19 protein-coding genes and 1 pseudogene are annotated in these 20,166 nt (G+C 72.1%); 9 read left to right on the forward strand and 11 right to left on the reverse strand.

All coding sequences use genetic code 11. From position 1 onward, the window contains the following. The first annotated feature begins 11 nt into the window (after window positions 1-11). Window positions 12-596, forward strand: coding sequence for a hypothetical protein (locus tag ACFY5C_RS09305; RefSeq protein WP_389442415.1), 585 nt, complete (start codon window positions 12-14; stop codon window positions 594-596). A gap of 363 nt (window positions 597-959) precedes the next feature. Here the strand turns inward: ACFY5C_RS09305 and ACFY5C_RS09310 are convergent, their stop codons facing one another. Continuing rightward, window positions 960-2,357, reverse strand: a complete 1,398-nt coding sequence (locus ACFY5C_RS09310) for an 8-oxoguanine deaminase (protein WP_389442417.1) — start codon at window positions 2,355-2,357, stop codon at window positions 960-962. Between the two features lie 84 nt (window positions 2,358-2,441). Between ACFY5C_RS09310 and ACFY5C_RS09315 the strand changes: the two genes are divergently transcribed. The 4 genes from ACFY5C_RS09315 (at window position 2,442) to ACFY5C_RS09330 (ending at window position 6,034) form a co-directional block, all read left to right on the forward strand. After that, window positions 2,442-3,410 (forward strand): acetylxylan esterase, encoded by a 969-nt coding sequence (locus tag ACFY5C_RS09315; RefSeq protein WP_389442420.1) that lies wholly within the window; start codon window positions 2,442-2,444, stop codon window positions 3,408-3,410. A gap of 10 nt (window positions 3,411-3,420) precedes the next feature. Then, entirely contained in the window at window positions 3,421-3,825 is a 405-nt protein-coding gene (locus ACFY5C_RS09320; RefSeq protein ID WP_389442423.1) for a nuclear transport factor 2 family protein, read from the forward strand. A 153-nt stretch (window positions 3,826-3,978) separates the two neighbouring features. Continuing rightward, on the forward strand, window positions 3,979-5,145 hold the full coding sequence (locus ACFY5C_RS09325; protein WP_389442425.1) for a serine hydrolase domain-containing protein: 1,167 nt from the start codon (window positions 3,979-3,981) through the stop codon (window positions 5,143-5,145). A gap of 130 nt (window positions 5,146-5,275) precedes the next feature. Next, window positions 5,276-6,034 carry a GntR family transcriptional regulator gene (locus ACFY5C_RS09330; protein WP_389442427.1) on the forward strand — a complete coding sequence of 253 codons (759 nt, stop codon included), beginning with the start codon at window positions 5,276-5,278 and terminating at the stop codon, window positions 6,032-6,034. Here ACFY5C_RS09330 and ACFY5C_RS09335 read toward each other — a convergent pair. Continuing rightward, window positions 6,004-6,765: a class I SAM-dependent methyltransferase gene (locus tag ACFY5C_RS09335; protein WP_389442429.1), complete on the reverse strand. Its 762-nt coding sequence runs from the start codon at window positions 6,763-6,765 to the stop codon at window positions 6,004-6,006. The two genes, ACFY5C_RS09330 and ACFY5C_RS09335, sit on opposite strands and share 31 nt — an antisense overlap. Before the next feature lie 5 nt (window positions 6,766-6,770). Next, on the reverse strand, window positions 6,771-7,328 hold the full coding sequence (locus tag ACFY5C_RS09340; RefSeq protein ID WP_389442432.1) for a PadR family transcriptional regulator: 558 nt from the start codon (window positions 7,326-7,328) through the stop codon (window positions 6,771-6,773). A 70-nt stretch (window positions 7,329-7,398) separates the two neighbouring features. On the opposite strand from ACFY5C_RS09340, the gene ACFY5C_RS09345 reads away from it, so the two are divergent. Continuing rightward, window positions 7,399-7,797 (forward strand): nuclear transport factor 2 family protein, encoded by a 399-nt coding sequence (locus ACFY5C_RS09345; protein ID WP_389442435.1) that lies wholly within the window; start codon window positions 7,399-7,401, stop codon window positions 7,795-7,797. A gap of 165 nt (window positions 7,798-7,962) precedes the next feature. On the opposite strand, the gene ACFY5C_RS09350 is transcribed toward ACFY5C_RS09345, so the two are convergent. From ACFY5C_RS09350 to ACFY5C_RS09360, 3 genes are read right to left on the reverse strand one after another with little or no spacing between them, the layout of a single operon-like run. Continuing rightward, window positions 7,963-9,225, reverse strand: a complete 1,263-nt coding sequence (locus tag ACFY5C_RS09350; RefSeq protein WP_389442438.1) for an RNA polymerase sigma factor — start codon at window positions 9,223-9,225, stop codon at window positions 7,963-7,965. Then, window positions 9,222-9,563 carry a YciI family protein gene (locus ACFY5C_RS09355; protein WP_369269184.1) on the reverse strand — a complete coding sequence of 114 codons (342 nt, stop codon included), beginning with the start codon at window positions 9,561-9,563 and terminating at the stop codon, window positions 9,222-9,224. Before ACFY5C_RS09355 ends, ACFY5C_RS09350 begins: the two co-directional genes overlap by 4 nt. After that, window positions 9,560-10,273: a nuclear transport factor 2 family protein gene (locus ACFY5C_RS09360; RefSeq protein WP_389442441.1), complete on the reverse strand. Its 714-nt coding sequence runs from the start codon at window positions 10,271-10,273 to the stop codon at window positions 9,560-9,562. The genes ACFY5C_RS09355 and ACFY5C_RS09360 overlap by 4 nt, the downstream gene beginning before the upstream one ends. Before the next feature lie 129 nt (window positions 10,274-10,402). Between ACFY5C_RS09360 and ACFY5C_RS09365 the strand changes: the two genes are divergently transcribed. The 3 genes and pseudogenes from ACFY5C_RS09365 to ACFY5C_RS09375 form a co-directional block, all read left to right on the forward strand. Then, on the forward strand, window positions 10,403-11,230 hold the full coding sequence (locus ACFY5C_RS09365) for a class I SAM-dependent methyltransferase (RefSeq protein ID WP_389442444.1): 828 nt from the start codon (window positions 10,403-10,405) through the stop codon (window positions 11,228-11,230). Window positions 11,231-11,473: 243 nt separating this feature from the next. Then, window positions 11,474-12,604 (forward strand): transcription termination factor Rho, encoded by a 1,131-nt coding sequence (gene rho, locus ACFY5C_RS09370; RefSeq protein WP_389442446.1) that lies wholly within the window; start codon window positions 11,474-11,476, stop codon window positions 12,602-12,604. A gap of 106 nt (window positions 12,605-12,710) precedes the next feature. After that, window positions 12,711-13,547, forward strand: a pseudogene (locus tag ACFY5C_RS09375) (D-alanyl-D-alanine carboxypeptidase family protein); the annotation flags it as partial. A gap of 80 nt (window positions 13,548-13,627) precedes the next feature. On the opposite strand, the gene ACFY5C_RS09380 reads toward ACFY5C_RS09375, so the two are convergent. The 5 genes from ACFY5C_RS09380 to ACFY5C_RS09400 form a co-directional block, all read right to left on the reverse strand. Then, window positions 13,628-14,980 carry a glycosyltransferase 87 family protein gene (locus tag ACFY5C_RS09380; RefSeq protein ID WP_389442449.1) on the reverse strand — a complete coding sequence of 451 codons (1,353 nt, stop codon included), beginning with the start codon at window positions 14,978-14,980 and terminating at the stop codon, window positions 13,628-13,630. After that, window positions 14,977-16,371, reverse strand: coding sequence for a polyprenol phosphomannose-dependent alpha 1,6 mannosyltransferase MptB (gene mptB, locus ACFY5C_RS09385; protein ID WP_389442451.1), 1,395 nt, complete (start codon window positions 16,369-16,371; stop codon window positions 14,977-14,979). The genes ACFY5C_RS09380 and mptB overlap by 4 nt, the downstream gene beginning before the upstream one ends. A 227-nt stretch (window positions 16,372-16,598) precedes the next feature. Beyond that, window positions 16,599-17,540, reverse strand: coding sequence for a glutaminase (locus tag ACFY5C_RS09390; RefSeq protein ID WP_389442453.1), 942 nt, complete (start codon window positions 17,538-17,540; stop codon window positions 16,599-16,601). A 47-nt stretch (window positions 17,541-17,587) separates the two neighbouring features. Further along, window positions 17,588-18,997, reverse strand: coding sequence for an aspartate ammonia-lyase (gene aspA, locus ACFY5C_RS09395; protein ID WP_389442455.1), 1,410 nt, complete (start codon window positions 18,995-18,997; stop codon window positions 17,588-17,590). A gap of 117 nt (window positions 18,998-19,114) precedes the next feature. Next, on the reverse strand, window positions 19,115-20,131 hold the full coding sequence (locus ACFY5C_RS09400) for an asparaginase (protein WP_389442457.1): 1,017 nt from the start codon (window positions 20,129-20,131) through the stop codon (window positions 19,115-19,117). Window positions 20,132-20,166 lie beyond the last annotated feature (35 nt).

The raw sequence follows: 20,166 nt of genomic DNA on the forward strand, positions 1-20,166 counted from the left end.
ACCTGGACGCCATGCGATATCGGGTGCGTGGCTGGCGCTGGCGGCGCAGTCCACTGCGGCGCCGGTCGGATGTCGTCGAGGCGTGGACGGTGCTCACCGTGACCCTCTTGCTGCTCTTGGTCGCGCCACTGGTCGGGGTGCTCGCGGCATGGTGGGCTCATGACGGCGCCAGGACCGTGGCCCGGGAGCAGCGGGACGATCGCCGGCACGTCAGGGCCGAGGTCATCGGCAAGTCCGCCGACGCGGTTCCCCTGGCGCAGGGCGGACGGCAGCCGTCAGCCAGAACGACGGTGCGCTGGACCGAGCCGGGAGGCGGTCCGCGTACGGCCACGGCGCGCGTCCCGGCGGGCACGCGGGCCGGCGACACGGTCGACCTGTGGCTCGACTCCCGGGGCCGGAGCACGGCCCCGCCTGCGAGCGGCATCGCCGTCTGGCAGCACACCGTCACCATCGGCGTCTGTGCCGCGGGGGGCGCGGTCGCGGTGATTCTGCTCGGCCATGCCGTCGTACGCCGCAGCGCGATGCGGCGGCGGCTGGCCGAGTGGGAGCAGGAGTGGGCCCAGACGGAGCCCGACTGGTCGCACCGGCGGGCGTGAGCGCGGCGCCAGCCTGACGCCGCCTGCCGCCTGCCGCCTGCCGCCTGCCGCCTGCCGGGGGCCATCTACCGTCTGCCGCCTGCCGCGGGCCACGCACGATATGCCGTCTGCCACCGGCCACCCGCCAGGGGCCAGCGGGCCTCGGGCCATCTGCCGCCCACCGCGGCCATCTACCGTCTGCCACCTGCCACCCACTACGCGCCAGCGGGCCAACGGGCCAACGGGCCAGCGGGCCGTATGCCGCCCACCGCGGGCCATCTACCGTCTGCCACCCGCCACCCGCCACCCGTCACGGGCCACGGACCGCGCACGATATGCCGCCCACCGGGGGCCACCTACCGTCTGCCACCCGCCCCCCGCCGTCTAGGCACGCCGCTGCATCCGCCGCGCGATCCGTTCGTGCCCGCGCAACGCGTCCGCCAGGCCGGCCAACCGGGGCTCGCCGCGGTCCACCAGGATCCGGCCGCCGACCACCGTGGTCCAGGCCCGGGCCGGCCCGCAGCGCAGCCAGGCCTCCACGGGGTCGCTCAGCGCGCCGGCGAGGGCGACCTCGTGCAGGTCCCAGACGACGAGGTCGGCGCAGGCCCCGGGCCGCAGGTGGCCCAGCTCGTCGGCCCGGCCCAGGCAGCGCGCCGAGCCACGGGTGGCGATGTCGAGGGCGTCGCGTGCGGTCATCGCGCCGGGTCCGCCGCGGTAGCGGCCCAGCAGCAGTGCCGCCCTGGTCTCCATCCAGAGGGAGGCGTGGTCGGTCGAGGCGGAGCCGTCGCAGCCGATGCCGACGGGCAGGCCGAGCTCGCGCATCTCTTTCACGCGCGCGGTGCCGCCGCCGATGAGCATGTTGGAGCTGGGGCAGTGCGCCACGCCGACGCCCGCGGCGGCGAGTCGGCGCAGCTCGTCGCCGGTCGGGTAGATGCAGTGCGCGACCCAGCTGCGGTCACTCATCCACCCCGTCTGCTCGAAGTACTCGACGGGACGGCAGCCGTAGGTCTCGAGGCAGTACGTGTCCTCGTCATGGTCCTCGGCGAGGTGTGTGTGCAGCCGTACGTCGTGGCGCTCGGCGAGTTCGGCGGTCGCCGTCATCAGCGACTTGGTCACCGAGAACGGTGAGCAGGGCGCGAGCGCGACCCGCACCAGCGCGCCCGGTGCGGGGTCGTGGTACGTCGTGATCAGGCGCTCGCTGTCGGCCAGCACCTCGTCCTCGGTCTGGGTGACGCTCCGCGGCGGCAGGCCTCCGTCGTCGACGGAGCGGGTCATCGAGCCACGGGTGGCGTGGAAGCGGAAGCCGATGTCGCGGGCGGCGCGGATCTCGGCGTCGACCAGGCGCGGGCGGGGATGGACGTAGAGGTGGTCGGCGGACGTGGTGCAGCCGCCCATCAGCAGTTCGGCCATGCCGACGTACGCCGACACGTACGCGGCCTCCTCGTCGAGGTCCGCCCACAGGGGGTAGAGGGTGGTCAGCCAGTCGAACAGGGAGCCGTTCACAGCGGGCGCGTAGGAGCGGGTGAGGTTCTGGTAGATGTGATGGTGGGTGTTGACCAGGCCCGGGGTGACCAGGCGTCCGGCTGCCGAGACGGTGGTGCGGGCCTCGGGCTCGCTCCCGGCGGTACCGACGCCGGTGACCCGACCACCGGTGACGGCCAGCCAGCCGCCCGGGATCTCCCGGTCCCCGTCCACGATGAGCAGTTCGGCGTCCTTGACCAGCAGTTCCGCGGCCCCGACCGGGGGTTGACGGCAGACGTCATGGCGCCATCGTAGGCACACGGCACGGGAAAGTTCTGGCGAGTCGTCCGATCACCCACGTACGGTGTGATCATCCGCAGTCACTCTTGGCAAAGGCGGTCCTCCATGGCCCTGTTCGACCTTCCGCTCGACGAACTGCGCGAGTACCGCAGCAAGTCCGTCGAACCCGAGGACTTCGACTCGTTCTGGTCCAAGACCCTTGAGGAAGCGCGCGAACACGATCTGGACGCCCGCTTCGAGCCGGTCGACACGGGGCTGGCCACGGTGCAGGTGTACGACGTGACGTTCGCCGGGTTCGGCGGTCACCCGGTGAAGGGCTGGCTGCGGCTGCCCGCCGGGGCCACCGAGCCGGTGCCGCTGGTGGTGGAGTTCCTCGGGTACGGCGGCGGGCGCGGCCTGCCGCACGAGAACCTGCTGTGGGCCTCCTCGGGCAGGGCGCACTTCATGATGGACACGCGGGGCCAGGGCAGCGCGTGGGGCGCCGGTGGTGGCACGCCGGACCCGGTGGGTGCGGCGCCCGCGTACCCCGGGTTCATGACGCGTGGCGTCGACGCGCCCGAGAACTACTACTACCGCCGGGTGTTCACCGACGCGGTCCGTGCCGTCGAGGCGGCCCGTTCCCACCCGCTGACGGATGCCTCGCGCACGGTCGCGCTGGGTGCGAGCCAGGGCGGCGGCATCACGATCGCGGTCGGCGGCCTGATCCCGGACCTGACGGCGATCGCGCCGGACGTGCCCTTCCTGTGCGACTACCCGCGCGCGGCGACCCTGACGGACCGCCACCCGTACCGGGAGATCGCCCTCTACCTCAAGACGCACCGGGGCCGCACCGAGGACGTCCTGCGCACCCTGTCGTACTTCGACGGCGTCCACTTCGCGGCACGCGGCCGGGCCCCCGCCCTGTTCTCGGCGGCCCTGGAGGACCAGACCTGCCCGCCGTCCACCGTCTTCGCGGCCTTCAACGCCTGGGCCTACGACGAGAAGGCCATCGAGGTGTACGACTTCAACGACCACGAGGGTGGCGGCCCGTTCCACGAGGCGGCCAAGCTGGACTGGCTGCGCACGCACGGCTGAGAGGTCCGGCATGCGGACGCGTGAGGCCGCGGAGCGCTTCGTCCGGGTCTGGCAGCGGGCTTGGACGGAACACGACGTGGACGCCCTCGTGGAGCTGTATGCCGAGGGCTGTGTCCACCGCTCGATGCCGTTCCGCGCGCCGCACCGCGGGCGGGCGGCACTGGCCGAGTATCTGCGCTGGTCGTTCGCCACTGAGCGGGTGACCGACGTGCGCTTCTCCGCGCCGCTGGTCGGCGAGGACGGGGTGGCCGTGGCCGAGTTCCGGGTCTTCGCCGAGGAGGACGGCGCGCCGGCCACGCTGGCCGGTTGCGTCTTCGTGCGGTTCGACGCCGCCGGGCTCGCCGTCGAGACCCGCGACTACTGGCACACCGTCGAGGGCCACCGGGAGCCGGACGGCGCGCTGTTCTTCGGGTGAGCTCGGTCCGTTCGGTGCGTTCGGCGTGTTCGGCGTGTTCGGCGTGTTCGACTCCTTCCGTCCAGTCCGACCAGTCGGTACGTTCAGGGAGCCCGGTCACGCGGTCGCGGTCCGGGTTTCCGGTGGACGTCTGCGGACGACTAGGGGTGGGCCATGGCGGAGCACGAGGCACAGGTGCACGGGCACTGCGATCCGCGGTTCGCGGCGGTGCGGACGGCGTTCGAGGCGAACTTCCGTGAGCGCGGGGAGCTGGGCGCCGCGGTCGCGGTAAGGGTCGGCGCCGAGACCGTCGTGGACCTGTGGGGCGGGTGGGCCGACGCGGCTCACCGTCGCCCCTGGGAGCGCGACACGCTGGTCAACGTGTGGTCGACGACCAAGGGGCCGACGGCGCTGTGCGCGCACATCCTGGTCGACCGGGGGCTGCTCGACCTGGACGCGCCGGTGGCGGCGTACTGGCCGGAGTTCGCCGCCGCGGGCAAGGAGCAGATCCTCGTACGGCACCTGCTGTCGCACCGCGCCGGACTGTCCGGGCTGCGGGAGCCGCACTCGCTTCAGCAGCTCTGCAACTGGGAGTTGACGACCCAGCGCCTCGCGGCGATGGAACCGTGGTGGGCGCCGGGGACGCAGTCCGGATATCACGCGCTCACGTACGGGTTCCTGGTCGGTGAGGTCGTGCGGCGGGTCTCGGGACTGCTGCCCGGGGCCTTCCTGGAGCGGGAGGTGACCGGGCCGCTCGGCATCGACTTCGTGATCGGACTGCCGGACAAGGAGTGCGGACGGGCGGCCGAGCTGGTGCATGCCCCAGTCGCCTCGGACAGCGAACAGGCTGCGATCTTCAGCCAGTTGGCGCCCGCCGCCATCGCCGCGCTGGCCAACCCGGCCGTGGGGGCGGCTCAGGCCAACTCGGCCGAGTGGCGGGCCGCCGAGGTCCCCGCAGCGAACGGGCACGGCACGGCTCGGGGGGTTGCGGCGCTGTATGGCATCTTCGCGGGGCGGGGGTCGTACGACGGTCATCGCGTCCTCTCCCCCGAGGCGGCCGAGCGGGTGCGTGAGGGGCAGGGCGCCTGCCGCGATCTGGTGCTCGGGGCCGGGTTCGAGAGCGAGACGGAGGTCGGGCTCGGCCTGTGGCTGAGCGGGGCCAACGGGTCGTACGGGCCCAACCCGCGGGCTTTCGGACACGACGGCTTCGGCGGCTCCTGTGGTCTGGCCGACCCGGAGGCCGGGGTGTCGCTGGGCTATGTGATGAACCGGATGGGGCCTCATATCGCCAACGACCCGCGGAAGATGGCGCTGATCGACGCCCTGTACGGCGCTCTGTGACGGCCTGTCGGCGCGGACCGTTTCGGCCGAAGTGACAGACCGCCCTTCCGTCGTGGTTTAGACCAATGCTTAGATCTGGTGGCGCAACGAACCCGCACGGCTACAACACGTCACCAACAGGAGGCGCGGCATGGCCCGCACCACCCCGCACGACCGCCCCCTCACCGAAACGCAACCTCTCTACTGGAAGATCGCCACCCGGTTGCTCGACGAGCTGAGCGACGGGACCGTCCCGCCCGGTGAACGGCTGCCGTCGGAACGGCAGTTGGCGCTGCACTACGGGGTCAGCCGGGAGACCGTACGGCAGGCGCTGGAGGTGCTGCGCCACCGTGGCCTGGTCGCCACCGACCGGCGGGGCAGCCATGCCACCCTGTCCGGTCCGCCGGTCGAGACCCCGTCGACCCTCACCTTCCCGGTCGGCGCCCGGGCGGCCGGCCCGGGCGCCGTGGACCGGGCGACTGTCGCCTGGGAGACTCCCCCGCCGGATCACGCCGCGGCGCTGGGACTGGCCACGCACCGGCCGACCCTGGTGCACCGGTACGAGTCCGCGGGCGCCGACGGTCGTGGGCGGCGTACGGCACTGACATCGTTCTCGGCTGTGGCCCTCGCCGAGGTGGCGGAGCTCGCCCGCTGCCGTGACCGCGCCGACGGCGACCGCAGCGAGCACACCGCGTCCGCCCAACTGCGCCGCGCCTACGACTGGATGCGCAAGGCGGGCCTCACCCTCCACCACCGGGACACCATCACCCGGCTCCCGGGCGCACCCTCGGTGCGGGTCACCCGGCGCGTGCACGACCAGTACGCTCGCCCACTGGAGATCACGGACCTGGTGATGGACGCCCAACAGGACGCTCTGGTCTACGAGTTCACGCTGCCCGCGGCGGTCTGACCGGCCTGGTCCGGGCGCCGCGCCAGCACCATCCGCACCCGGGGGCTCCCGTCCCGCCGCCGTCCGAACTCGGGCAGCACCTGCGACTCCACCTCGAAGCCGGCCCGGGCCAGTTCGTCGCGTACCTCCGCGAGCCGGAAGGCCCGGTAGTACATGACGAACTGCGGCCGCCACACGGCGTTGCGCACCCGCATCACCGTGTCGAAGCCCAGCAGCATCCAGTAGCCGAGGGACGCGGGGCGGGGCGGGGCCACGACCGGGAAGGCGAAGCACCCGCCGGGCCGCAGGACGGAGTGGACCTGGGCGAACAGGCCAGGCAGCTCACGGGGAAGGAAGTGCCCGAACGCCCCGAAGCTGACCACGAGGTCGAAGGCCGGGGCGAACGGCAGGGCGCGGGCGTCGGCACGGACCCAGCCGACGCGCTGCTCCCCGGTCCGCTCCCGTCGCCGGGCGACGTCGAGCATGCCGGCGCTGAAGTCGACGCCGGTGACGCTGCGCCGGCACACCCCGGCCAGCACGTCGACACCCGCGCCCGTACCGCAGCACAGGTCGAGGCCGTCGTCGTACGGGCCCGTGCGGCCGAGCGCCGACGTGACCGCGCGGAGCACGGAGTCCGGCGTGCGGAACGGCGTGTGGTCGAACTTCGGGGCGAGCAGGTCGTATCCGCGCTCGACGGACGACAGGGCCTGGACGGCGAGTTCGCGCAGGGAGGGGCCTTCGGGGCTGAACATCCGCGTCACCCCGTGGCCACTCGGTGCCGCAGGACGGTGAGAACGCGCTCGCACCAGCGCAGAATCTCCTGTTCGAAGGAGATTCCGGCCAGCAGCGTCAGATACGGCCCGACGCGCTCGGCCTCGCGCAGGTACTCGTCCTCGGTACGCCCGTCGAGGAGGCGGTCGCGGACGCGTTCGTAGCGGTCGAGCTTGCCGCGCGACCACGTCACGCGCTCCTCGATCAGGGCGCGGGTGGCCTCGGGGTCCTCCATGGCCTGGAGTTTGATCAGGAGTTCGTCGCGGATGGCGGTGGGCCGCCGGGGCGGCTCGGCGGCGAAGGTCCGCAGGTCCTCGCGTCCGGCCTCGGTGAGCGTGAACATCCGCTTGTTCGGCCGTCGTTCCTGCTGCACGAACCGGGCCTCGACGAGGCCGTCCTGCGCGAGCCGCTCCAGCTCCCGGTAGAGCTGCTGCGGGGTCGCGGGCCAGAAGTTGGCGAACGACACGTCGAAGACCTTCGACAGCTCGTAACCGGAGGCCTCGCCCTCCAGGAGCGCGGCGAGGACGGCGTACTTGAGGGACATGTGGACACGTTAACAGGAGGTGATTATTCTCATCGGCACCTACTCAACTATTTGACTATGAGGTGATCCGATGCGTGCGTTCCGCGAGGCGGTGGAAGCAGGCGACGCCGACGCCGTCGAGGCCCTGCTGGCGCCGGACGTCGTCTTCACCAGCCCGGCCGTCTTCAAGCCGTACGCCGGCAAGCCGATCACGGCGGCGATTCTGCGCGCCGTCGTGCGGGTCTTCGAGGACTTCCGCTATGTGCGCGAGATCAACGACCCGGGCGGCCGCGATCACGCCCTGGTCTTCACCGCGCGCGTGGGCGACCGGGAGATCACCGGCTGCGACTTCCTGCACGTGAACGAGGACGGGCTGATCGACGACTTCATGGTCATGATCCGTCCGCTGTCGGGCTTGCAGGCGCTGGCCGAGGCGATGGGCGCGCAGTTCGACCGGATCGCGAAGGAGGCGCAGGCGCAGTCGGCGTGACAGCCGGCTCCGGCCACTCGGGACGTCGGCGCCGGGGCCCGCGCAGCAGCACCAGTGCGCGGGCCGGCCCTGCCGCCGCGACCGGCTCCGGGCCGGTGGCGTAGAGCGAGGACATACCGCGGCGGGCGTCGGACGCGGTCATCGGGGACTCCAGACGAACGGCCGTCACCCGGATCGACACTCCGCGAGCCGCCTCTCGAGGAACTTCCGTTCCGCGTCGTTCTCCACCAGCTCCAGCGCACTGAGGTACGCCTGCGCCGCCTCGTCCGTACGGCCACTGCGGCGCAGCAGATCGGCGCGGGTGGCCGGCAGCAGGTGGTACCCGGCGAGTTCGCCCTCGCCCTCCAGCTCCGCGACCAGGGCCAGGCCGGCGTCCGTGCCCTCGGCCATACCGACGGCCACCGCACGGTTCAGGCGGACCACGGCGGAGGGCACCCGGCGCGCCAACTCGCCGTACAGGGCGGCGATGTCGGCCCAGTCGGTGTCCTCGGCGGTGGGCGCGGTGGTGTGGCAGGCGGCGATGGCGGCCTGGATCTGGTACGGCCCGGGGCGGCCGCGCCGCAGCGCGGTCTCCAGCAGGTCGGCGCCCTCGTCGGCCTCGGCGCGGTCCCAGGCCGTGCGGTCCTGGTCCTCCAGGGTCACCAGGTCACCGGCGGCGTCCACGCGGGTGTGCCGGCGGGCGTCGTGCAGCAGCAGGAGCGCGAGCAGGCCGAGCACCTCGGGCTCGTCGGGCATCAGACGGGCCAGGACGCGAGCGAGGCGGATCGCCTCGGCACAGAGGTTCGTCCGGACGAGATCGGCGCCGGCGGTGGCCGCGTAGCCCTCGTTGAACAGCAGGTAGATCACACCGAGCACGCCCGTCGTGCGCTCGGGCAGGAGGTGCGCGGGCGGGATCCGGTACGGGATCCCGGCGTTGCGGATCTTCCGTTTGGCGCGCACCAGGCGCTGGGCCATGGTCGCCTCGGGGACGAGGAAGGCGCGTGCGATCTCCGGTGTGGTCAGCCCCGCGAGCGTGCGCAGTGTCAGCGCGACCCTGGCCTCGATGGGCAGCGCGGGGTGACAGCAGGTGAAGATCAGCCGCAGCCGGTCGTCCTGCACCCCGCTGCCGTCACCGCTGGCGTCCTCGGGTCCGTACGGCGGTTCGTCGCGGGCCAGCACCGCCACCTCCCGGAGTTTCGCCGCCCCCACCGCCTCCCGGCGCAGTACGTCCAGGGCGCGGTTGCGTGCGGTCGTGGTCAGCCACGCGCCGGGGCGGCGCGGCACTCCCTCGCGCCGCCACCGGTCGAGGGCCTGGGCGAAGGCGTCCTGGGCGCACTCCTCGGCGAGGTCCCAGTCGCCGGTCACCCGGATCAGGGTGGCGACGACCTGGCCCCATTCCTCGCGGAAGGCGGCGGCGACGGCTTCCTCGACGCCGTTCGTGGCGCTCACTCCCAGACCGGCCGTACTTCGATCGAGCCGCCGCCGAGGGCCGCGGGATGCCGGGACGCCAGCGAGATGGCCTCGTCAAGGTCGGCGACCTCGATGATGTCGATGCCGGCGACGTACTCCTTGGACTCCACGAAGGGCCCGTCGCTGAGCAGCACTTCGTCGCCCTGGACGCGGACCGTCGTGGCGTCGGTGTGCGGCCGCAGGCGGGCCCCGCCCTTGACGACGTCACGGCTGCGGACCTCGTCGATGTACGAGGTGAAACGGGGGTCCTCGGCGATCTCCTCAGGGCTGAGTTCCTCGCCGCCGACCGGTGTGCAGATGAACAGGACGTACTTCATGACCGCTCCTCGGTGGTGGGGGAGACGTGTTCGTGCGCGATCAGCCAGCGCAGACCGGCGTCGCGGTAGCCGGTGGTGACGCGCATCAGGTCGTCGATCGGGGCGCCGTCCGTGCGGGTGGCGCGCAGGCGGACCAGGGCGTGGCCGAAGGCGATGCTCTCGTCGACGTGGACGCGGAAGTCCAGTACCTCGCGGGTGACGGGCCCGGTGACGTACGTGAGCCCTTCCTCCATCGACTTGCGCAGGGCGCCGACCCCACGGAGTTCCCGGCCGTCGCGGAACTCCGCCACGTCCGGCGCGTAGCAGGCAGCCATGCGGTCGACGTCGCGCTCCCGCAGCGCCGAGGTCAGCTCGGCGTCCAGTGCGCGGATCTGGGTCGCGGCGTCCTCGTCCTCCCAGAAGGGCCGCACCTCCATGGCCCCGAGGGCGGCCACGGGATGCCGCGACGCCGCTTCGACCGCCTCCTCCAGACTGTCGCACTCCAGGACGTCGAACCCGGCGACGTACTCCTTCGTCTCCGCGAAGGGGCCGTCGCTGCGCAGCACCTCGCCGCCGCGCACCCGTACGGTGACCGCCCGGTCGGGGAGCGCGAGCCGGTGGCCGTGCAGGCGTACGCGGCGGTCGCCGAGGTCTTCGACCCAGGGTTCGACGGGGGCCATGCCCGAGGCGTCGGCGGTGTCGTCACCGCAGACGAGCAGCATGTACTTCATGGATCCTCCCGGTCCTCATGAGCTTCCTACACCCCACCGACGAACAGGGCCCGGCCGAATCGACACCCGGGCGGTCCGCGCCCGGATTTTCTGCCCCCGCGCACGGTCCGTTCGCGATTGGATGTCCTCATGACCACCGACGAGCACGCGCGGATGATGTCGGCCAACCAGGCGAACTGGGACGCCCGCACCCCCGTCCACCTCGCCAGCCGGTTCTACGGCCTCGACGGGGATCTCGATCCCGCGCGCTGGTTCGCCTCCTTCGAGTGGGACGACCTCGGTGAGCTGGCCGGCCGCGATGTGCTCCATCTGCAGTGCCACCTCGGCACCGAGACGATCGCCTTCGCGCAGCGCGGGGCGCGGGCCGTCGGCCTGGACTTCTCCGCGGCGTCCGTGGCCGCCGCGGACGGCATCGCGCAGAAGGCCGGGCTCGACGTCACGTACGTTCAGGCCAACGTGTATGACGCCGTGGAGGCCCTGGGACAAAGGCAGTTCGACGTGGTGTACACGGGCAAGGGCGCGCTGTGCTACCTGCCCGACCTCGACCGCTGGGCCGGTGTGGTGGCCCAACTCCTGCGTCCGGGCGGGCGGTTGTACATCGTCGAGTTCCACCCGCTGCTCAACTCCCTCGGTCCCAAGCCCGGTCCGGGCGAGGGGCCCGAGCTGCTCCTGCGCCATGACTACCTGGGCGGCGACGGCGCCGTACACCGGGACGCGACACGCACCTACACCGACGGGCCTGCCGTCGAGGGCGCCACGGACAGTTACGAGTGGATGCACGGAATAGGAGAGGTCGTAGACGCGTTGAGCGGAGCAGGACTGACCGTCCGGCGGCTGCGTGAGAGCGACGAGCTGCCCTGGCAGCGCTGGCCGCAGATGGAGCGCACGCCCTCCGGCTGGTGGCGTCTTCCCGAGCCCCGCATCCCGTTGCTCTACGGAATGCTCGCCACGCGCTGAGCCTTCGTGCTACCGTCGCGACAGCACCTGTGTACGCCCGGTTGTGGCGCCGGTGCCAGTTCTCTCTCAGATCGCCGGTAGGCGTACCGGCTTCTCATCACCATCTCGTGACCAGCGGTTCCGCCGTGTCCGAGGTGTTGTTTCCCGCCGCCCGAAGGCGCTTCGTCCGCCTTCCCGGTTTCCGCGGCACACCCCTTCCCTCCGCATGTCCCATGCCTTCCGTCCGTGAAAGGACACACCACCATGACCACCACACTCGAACACCCCCCGGTCCAGCAGCAGGCCCCGGCCGTCACCGGTGTCCTCGACATCGACGCGAGCGGCAAGGGGTACCTGCGCGCCGACAACCTGCTGCCCGCGCCCTCCGACCTTCAGGTCTCCCCCGCTCTCATCCGCCGGTACGGCCTGCGCAAGGGCGACCTCGTGGACGGCGTACGCGGCGACCGGCGCTCCCTCACCGAAGTCGCCCACGTCAACGGCCGCGCCCCGGTCAAGAACCGCCCCGGCTTCGGCGATCTGACGCCGCTGCACCCGCGTGAGCGGATCCGCCTCGAACACCGGGCGTCCGGCCTGGCCGGGCGTGTCCACGACCTGATCGCCCCGGTCGGCAAGGGCCAGCGGGGCCTGATCGTCGCCCCGCCCAAGACCGGCAAGACCGTGCTGCTCCAGCAGATCGCGGCCGCTGTCGCGGGTAACCACCCGGAGTGCCGGCTGATGGTGGTGCTCCTCGACGAACGCCCCGAGGAGGTCACCGACATGCGGCGCTCGGTGCGGGGTGAGGTGTACGCCTCGACCTTCGACCGGGCGCCCAAGCAGCACATCGCGCTGGCCGAGCTCGTCATCGAACGTGCCAAGCGGCTCGTCGAGGCGGGCGAGGACGTCGTCATCCTGCTCGACTCCCTGACCCGGCTGTGCCGGGCGCACAACAACGCGGCCGGGTCCGGTGGCCGCACCCTGAGCGGCGGCGTCGACGCGGCCGCGCTGCAGGGTCCGAAGCGGTTCTTCGGCGCCGCACGCCTCGCCGAGGAGGGCGGTTCGCTCACCATCCTCGCCACGGCCCTCGTGGAGACCGGCTCCCGGGCCGACGACTTCTACTTCGAGGAGCTCAAGAGCACCGGCAACATGGAGCTGCGCCTGAGCCGGGACCTCGCCTCCCGCCGCGTCTTCCCCGCCGTCGACATCAACCCCTCCGGCACCCGCCGCGAGGAACTGCTCCTCCCCCCGGCAGAGTTGACCGCCGTGCGCGGACTGCGCCGGGCCCTGCAGACCCGGGACGGCCAGTCCCATCTGGAAACCCTCCTGGAGCGCATGCGCGAGACGCCCGACAACGCCACGTTCCTTCGGCGGATCCAGCCGACACTTCCCGGCGAATGACAGAGCGGATGACGGATCCGCGCCGGCATCGCCCGTCCGGGTGCCGACGCGCCCCGACCGGCCCGGGCAGCACGGTGTAACGCGCGTCCGTTCCTACGTTGGCGATATGAAGATCGGATTTACTTCCCGGGCCCTGGTGTCCGCCTGCGCGCTGTGCGCGACCGGCCTGCTGGCACTCGCGCCCGCCACCGCCGTCGCCCGCCCGGGCCGCGACCCCGACGCCCCAGGCAGGCACCAGGCGGCAACGCCGCCTCCCACCCAGCTCTACGGGTCCGGCACACAGGTGCGGCCGCACGCCGGGGCACCCCGTGTTCCGAGTGTCTCCGCGCTGTCGTGGCTGGTGGCCGACGCCGACACCGGCGAGGTGCTCGCCGCGTACAACGCGCATCGGAAGCTGCCGCCCGCCAGCACGCTCAAGTCCCTGTTCGCCCTCACCGTGCTGCCGACCCTGCCCGGCGGCATCCGGCACACGGTCCGCGAGGAGGAGCTCGCCGGGATCGGGCCCGGCAGCAGTCTGGTCGGGGTCGCCGAAGGACGCACGTACCGGGTCGCCGATCTTTGGCGCGGGGTGTTCCTCAGCTCCGGCAACGACGCCGTGCGGGTGCTGGCCTCGCTCAACGGCGGCTGGCGCTACACGGCCGAGCGCATGCAGGCCAAGGCGCGCTCCCTGGGCGCCCTCGACACGCGCGTGGTGTCGCCGGACGGCTACGACATGCCCGGCCAGGTGTCGTCGGCGTACGACCTGGCGGTGTTCGGCCGGGCGGGGCTGCGCAACGCCGAGTTCGCGCGGTACTGCAGCACCGCACAGGCGCGGTTCCCCGGCCGGGGCGGCTGGTCGTACGGGATCCAGAACACCAATCGGCTGCTGACCGGCGCGAACGGCGTGGACCGCTATCCGGGCCTGATCGGCATCAAGAACGGCTACACCAGCCATGCGGGCAACACGCTCATCGCCGCCGCCCGCCGCGGCGAGCGCACCCTCGTCGTCACCGTGATGAACCCCCGGGCGGGCGGGGTCGCCGTCTACGAGGAAGCCGGCGAACTGCTCGACTGGGGATTCGGAGCGGCCGGGCGGGTCGAACCGGTGGGCTCGCTGGACGCGTTGCGGGTCAAGCCGAGGCCGGGGCCCGCCACGGTGCCCGTGGTCGCCGCGGTGGAACCGGAGGCCGAGCCGGGCTGGGCCGAGGCCTTCGCGATCGCGGGCGCCGCCGGGGTGGGCGCCGGTGCCGTGTCGCTGGTGACCCGGGGCAGGGTCGAGCGGTCGACGCCGACGTGACCGACCGGCAGCCACAGCAGCAGGCCGAGCGTGATCCAGGCGTAGCTGTTGCTGCCGAGGAAGCCGTCGACACCGGACGCGTCGTCGAACCACAGCCACACCACGCTGGTGCACAACACGGCGTACAGGGCGCCCGCGGTCCGCAGGTGCCCGGCGCGGACGAGGACGGCGAAGGACGGCAGCAGCCACACCAGGTGGTGGACCCAGGTGATCGGGCTGACCAGACAGGCGGTCAGTCCGGTCAGCGCGAACGCCGCCGTCCAGTCCCCCGTCACGACCGCGCGGCGGGTGCGCGCCACCCAGATGCCCAGGACCACCAGCACCACGACCGCCCAGACCTCGCGGCTCGACACGTCCAGCCGGGCCAGGATGCCCTGCAGCGACTGGTTGGAGACGTAGTCGAGGCGGCCCACGCGGGTGGTGTCCCACATCGCGTGCGTCCAGTAGAAGCGGGAGGCGTCGGGGGCCACCCATGCCGCCAGCGCCGTGGCCGCGGCGGCGACGGCCGTGGCCACCGCGGCGGCTCGCCAGCGCCGGGCCACCAGGAGCAGGCCGATGAACGCGGCCGGCGTCAGCTTGATCGCGGCCGCGAGGCCGATGCCCACCCCAGCCCAGCGCTCCCTGCCCGTCGCGAGCAACCAGCAGTCGAGGAGCACCAGAGCCAGCAGCAGGATGTTCACCTGGCCGAAGCTGAAGGTGTCCCTCAGCGGTTCGAACAGGGCCAGCCCGCAGGCGACGAGGGCACAGCCGTACCAGCCGTAGCGTCGCCAGGACCGTCCCGCCAGCACCCGCAGCGAGAAGGCCAGTGCCGCCAGGTTGAGCAGCAGCGCCACCGCGATCGCGACATGCAGATCGACCAGCGCCATGGGCAGCATGACGACGGCGGCGAACGGCGGGTAGGTGAAGCCGTACGTCGTGCCGGGCACCCGGTAGTCGTAGAGACGGCCGCCGTGGTGGATCCAGCTGTCCACGGTGCCGTAGTAGACGCGCAGGTCGAACCAGTCGCGCAGCAGCGGCACGGTGGCGGTGAAGACGGTCACGGCGGCGGCGAGCACGAGGACCAGCACGAGCCGGCCGCGGTCGGTACGCGGAAGTCTCATGCGGTGCGCTCCAGAGCCGGGGCCTGCGCAGCGAGATGCGCCTGCCACAGAACGACGACGGCGAGCACGCCCCCGGAGACCGCCAGCACCAGCTGGCCGACGTCCGCGGCGCCGCCGCTGGGCAGGACGGCGAGCGCGAGCACTCCCGTCAGGGCCGCCACCCGGTGCCGTACCGAGGTGCTGGGCGCGGCGGCGGCGATGAGGAACAGGCCCCACAGGGCGTACCAGGGGCGGATCGCCGGTCCGAAGGCGGCCACGGCCGCCAGGCTCAGACCGAGCGCGTACACGGGGCGCGGACGCCAGCGCCACCATATGAGGAGCACCAGAACCCCGGTGAGCACCAGGCCGAAGGTGTGCCACACCGGCACGGCCAGCGGCGCCAGATCGCTGCCGGCCTGCTCCAGCATGGAGGCGGTGGCACGGCCGAGCAGGCTGGTGAGCGCCCAGTTCTGCGAGGAGACCGGCGTGTCCAGGGCGCCTATCCAGCCGTATCCCGTGCCCGCCACGGCCGTCGCGGCGACGGTGGTGGCGGCGGACGCGGCCGCCGTGGTGAACACGGCCTTCACCGGGTGGTGCCCGGCCCGCACCTGGAGCAGTACGACCGCGGCGAGACCCAGCGCCGCGGGCGCCTTGACGAGGGCGGCGAGCGTGACGAGCACGGCGCCCAGGACCGGCCACCGGCCGAGCGCGGCGACCAGGCCGGCACCGAGAAGGCCGAGCATGATGGCGTCGTTGTGGGCGCCCGCCACCAGGTGCAGCAGCACGAGCGGATTCAGGGCCCCCAGCCACAGCGCCGCGGACGGGTCGGCTCCGCTGTGCCGGGCCAGGCGCGGCAGCGCGGCCGCCATCAGCGCCACCCCGAGGAGGGCTATCAGGCGCATGCCGAGCAGTCCGGCGGGCAGTTCACCGCGGGTCACGGCGGACAGGGCGGAGGCGACGCCGAGGAACACCGGGCCGTACGGGGCCCCCGTGTGCTGCCACAGCGGGGCGACCTCGTCCGCGAGCGGGCCGCCGAGGTGGGAGGGGCCGTACGAGTACACGTCGATGTGCGCGTCGACCATGGCCCCTTGGGCCAGGTAGCTGTACACGTCCCGGCTGAACAGCGGCGGCGCGATCAGCAGCGGGGTGGCCCACACCGCCAGCACCAGCAGCAGGGCACGTGGCGTCGGCGGATCGGCGCTGCGCACGAGGCGCCCGAGCATCAGCCACGCCGCTATCAGCAGGACGACGCCGAAGTACACGCCGACGAGGCCCAGCGCCGCGTGCGCCGAGCTCGGGGCCAGGATTTCCCGGACCGGCAGCGCACCGGCCGACTCACCGCCCAGGGCGAGGAAGGCGGTGCCGGCCAGACCGAGGATCTGGCAGCGGCGGAGATCGATGGGGAAAGCCATGGCCAACACTCGGTCAGGGTGTCAACGCGGGGTGGCCGGAAGTTGACGCGGTGCCCTCCGGGGGGAGACCGTGATGTGACCGGCGCGTGATCAAAGTGCGAGGCGGTGTGGTGGCTGAGGAGCATCTGCCTGGTGCGGTGGTTCGCAGGCTGCGGGCCGTTGGGGGCTTGTCGCGCAGATCCCCGCGCCCCTGTCGGCGTGACCGCAGCCCGCGTCAGACAGCTCCGTCAGAACACCGACAGCCCTGTCAGCGTTGTGAATCGGTCCAGCGCTGCCACTCCAGCCACCGAATTGCCCCGTTCATCCAGACCCGGGCTCCACACGCACAAGGTGCACCGGCCCGGCACCACCGCGATGATGCCGCCGCCCACTCCGCTCTTGCCGGGCAGGCCCACCCGGTACGCCAATTCACCCGCCGCGTCGTACGTCCCGCAGGTCAGCATGACCGCGTTGACCTGCTTGGCCTGGCTGCGGGTGAGCAGGCGGGTGCCGTCGGCGCGGACGCCGTGGCGGGCCAGGAAGGAGGTGGCCAGGGCGAGGTCGGCGCAGGACGCCGTGATGGAGCACTGGCGGAAGTACTGGTCGAGCAGGACCGGTACGGGGTTGTCGATGTTGCCGTAGGACGCCATGAAATGGCCGAGCGCGGCGTTGCGGTCGCCGTGCGTGGACTCGGAGGCGGCGACGTCCTTGTCGAAGTCCAGAGCCGGGTTGTGGCTCTCGGCACGCAGGAAGGCCAGGAGCTCGCCCGCCGCGTCTCCGGTACGGGTCTGGAGCCGGTCGGTGACGACGAGGGCTCCGGCGTTGATGAACGGGTTGCGTGGGATGCCGTTCTCGTACTCCAGCTGGACCAGGGAGTTGAAGGGGTTGCCGGAGGGCTCGCGGCCCACGTGCTCCCAGAGTTCGTCGCCCTCGCGGGCCAGGTCGAGGGCGAGGGTGAAGACCTTGGTGATGGACTGCGTGGAGAACGGCTCGCGCCAGTCCCCCACGCCGTACACCGTGCCGTCGAGTTCCGCGACGGCCATGCCGAAGCTGCGCGGGTCGCAGGCCGCGAGCGCCGGGATGTAGTCGGCGGGCCGGCCGCGGCCGGGCGTCCGCTCGATCTCCTCCGCGATGCGCTCCAGGATCGGCTGGAAGGTCAGTGACGACGTCGACGCTGCCATGATCACCATTGTGCCTTCCTGCCGGTCCGGGTGCGCTTCGGCGGTCAGCGGCCGGTTCAGGCCAGGGCCCGGCCGCTGCCCGCGATGACCTCCGGGCGCAGCAGGTCGGCAAGGGTCTCGGCGGGCAACAGGCCCTTCTCCAGTACGAGTTCGGCGACGCCGCGGCCGCTGACGAGGGCCTCCTTGGCGATGTCGGTGGCGGCCGTGTAGCCGATGTGCGGGTTCAGGGCGGTGACCAGGCCGATGGAGTTCTCCACGGTCCGGCGCAGCGCTTCGGTGTTGGCGGTGATGCCGTCCACGCAGCGCTCGGCGAGGGTCAGACAGGCGGCCCGCAGATGAGTGATCGACTCCGACAGGGAGTGCAGGATGATCGGCTCGAAGGCGTTGAGCTGGAGCTGTCCGGCCTCGGCGGCCATGGTGATGGCGACGTCGTTGCCGATCACCTCGAAGGCGACCTGGTTGACGACCTCGGGGATCACCGGGTTGACCTTGCCGGGCATGATCGACGAACCGGCCTGCACCGGAGGCAGGTTGATCTCGCCCAGACCCGCGCGCGGACCGGACGACAGCAGCCGCAGGTCGTTGCAGCTCTTGCTGAGCTTGACGGCGATGCGCTTGAGCACGCCTGACATCTGGACGAACGCGCCGCAGTCCTGGGTCGCCTCGACCAGGTTGGCCGCGGTGACCAGCTGGAGCCCGGTGAGCCCGGCGAGGTGGCGGCGGGCCGACTCGGCGTACCCGGCGGGGGCGTTCAGCCCGGTTCCGATGGCGGTCGCACCCAGGTTGATCTCATGGATCAGCTCGACGGCTTCGGCAAGCCGGGACCGGTCCTCGTCGATCATGACGGCATACGCGGAGAACTCCTGACCGAGCGTCATCGGCACCGCGTCCTGCAGCTGCGTACGGCCCATCTTGAGCACGTCGCGGAATTCGACGGCCTTGCGGGCGAACGCGTCCTGGAGTACGGCCATCGCCTTGAGCAGCCCGCGCACCGCGAACACCGTGGCGACCTTGACGGCGGTCGGGTAGACGTCGTTGGTCGACTGGCCGAGGTTGACGTCCTCGTTGGGGTGCAGATGCTGGTACTGGCCCTTCTCGAACCCCAGCAGCTCCAACGCCCGGTTGGCCACGACCTCGTTGGCGTTCATGTTGGTCGAGGTGCCGGCGCCGCCCTGGATGACGTCGACGACGAACTGGTCGTGCAGCTTGCCCGACCGGATCTCGCGGCAGGCGGCGACGATGGCGGCGGCCTTCTTCGCCTCCAGTAGCCCGAGCTCCTCATTGGCGAGGGCGGCGGCCTCCTTGACGGCGGCGAGGGCGTCGATCAGGTGGGGGTACGCGGAGATCGGCGTCCCGGTGATGGGGAAGTTCTCCGTGGCGCGCAGGGTGTGAACACCCCAGTAGGCGTCGGCGGGGACGTCCCGATCGCCCAGCAGATCGTGCTCACTACGGGTGACGACGTTCATGAGGGAACGGTTCTTCTTTCTGAGAGGGTGAGGTCAGCGCCCCCGTCAGGGGCGCGGGGAACTGCGCGACAAGCCACAAACAGCCCGCAGCCGCCGTACGAGCAATCCGGCACATCCTCAGGCGCAAGCAGAAACCACAACCGGCTGCAGCGAACGAACGGGCCGCACACACCCGACCGCCTGGCCGCCTCCAAGCAGCGCCTCGCCCTGGAACTCGGTGAGCAACTCCGGATCCACCCCGGCCCACGCAAGAGCCGCGGCAGCAACCGGCACCCGCGCCCGATTCGCCCCATCGGCGATCTTCACGGCAACGGCCCGGCCGTCCGGAAGCGCAGCGACCTGAACGCCCTCGAACCCGTCCTTGGCCAACAGCCCCGGCACGGCCCGCATCAACGCGGCCACATCCCGCCCGGACCCGGACGCCATCTCCGCATGCTCCCGCATCGCGTCGGCGACCCGAGCCTCGGGCGTACCCGGCACCGCGGTGGTGATACGAGCCGCCGCGCGGGCGAGGCCGTGCAGCGAGACGGAGAACAGCGGCGCCCCGCACCCGTCGACGGTCACCCGCGCGATGCGCTGCCCCGTGAGGTCCTCGACGATCTCGGCGATCGCCTGCTGCAGCGGGTGCCCGGGGTCGAGGTAGTCGTCCAGGGACCAGCCGTTGAGCACGCAGGTGTACAGCATCGCCGCGTGCTTTCCGGAGCAGTTCTGGGCGAGCCGGGAGGGCATGCGGCCCTCCCGCACCCAGGCGTCCCGGACGACCGGGTCGAACGGCATGTCCGGGACGTTGCGCAGGTGGTCCTCGGTGAGGGCGGCGAGTTCGAGGATGCGCCGGGTTCCGGCGAGGTGGCGTTCCTCGCCGGAGTGGCTCGCCGCGGTGAGCGAGAGGAGCTCGCCGTCGAGCGGGAGCCCCGCCCGGGCCATGGCGACGGCCTGGACGGGCTTGAGCGCGGAGCGCGGGTAGAAGGCGGCCTCGATGTCACCGAGCTGGAACTCCACCTTGCCGTCGGCGCCGAGGACGACGACGGAACCGTAGTGGGTGCCTTCGATCATTCCGCCGCGTATGAGGTGGGCGACGGGGGCGTGGAGGGGTTCGCGGACAAGGGGTGCGTCCGCCATGGAGCTGATGTACATCACTGCCTGGCTGTCCTGGGTCGATGAGGGGTCGT

Source organism: Streptomyces sp. NPDC012935 (genome assembly GCF_042900345.1).
GTDB lineage: Bacteria > Actinomycetota > Actinomycetes > Streptomycetales > Streptomycetaceae > Streptomyces.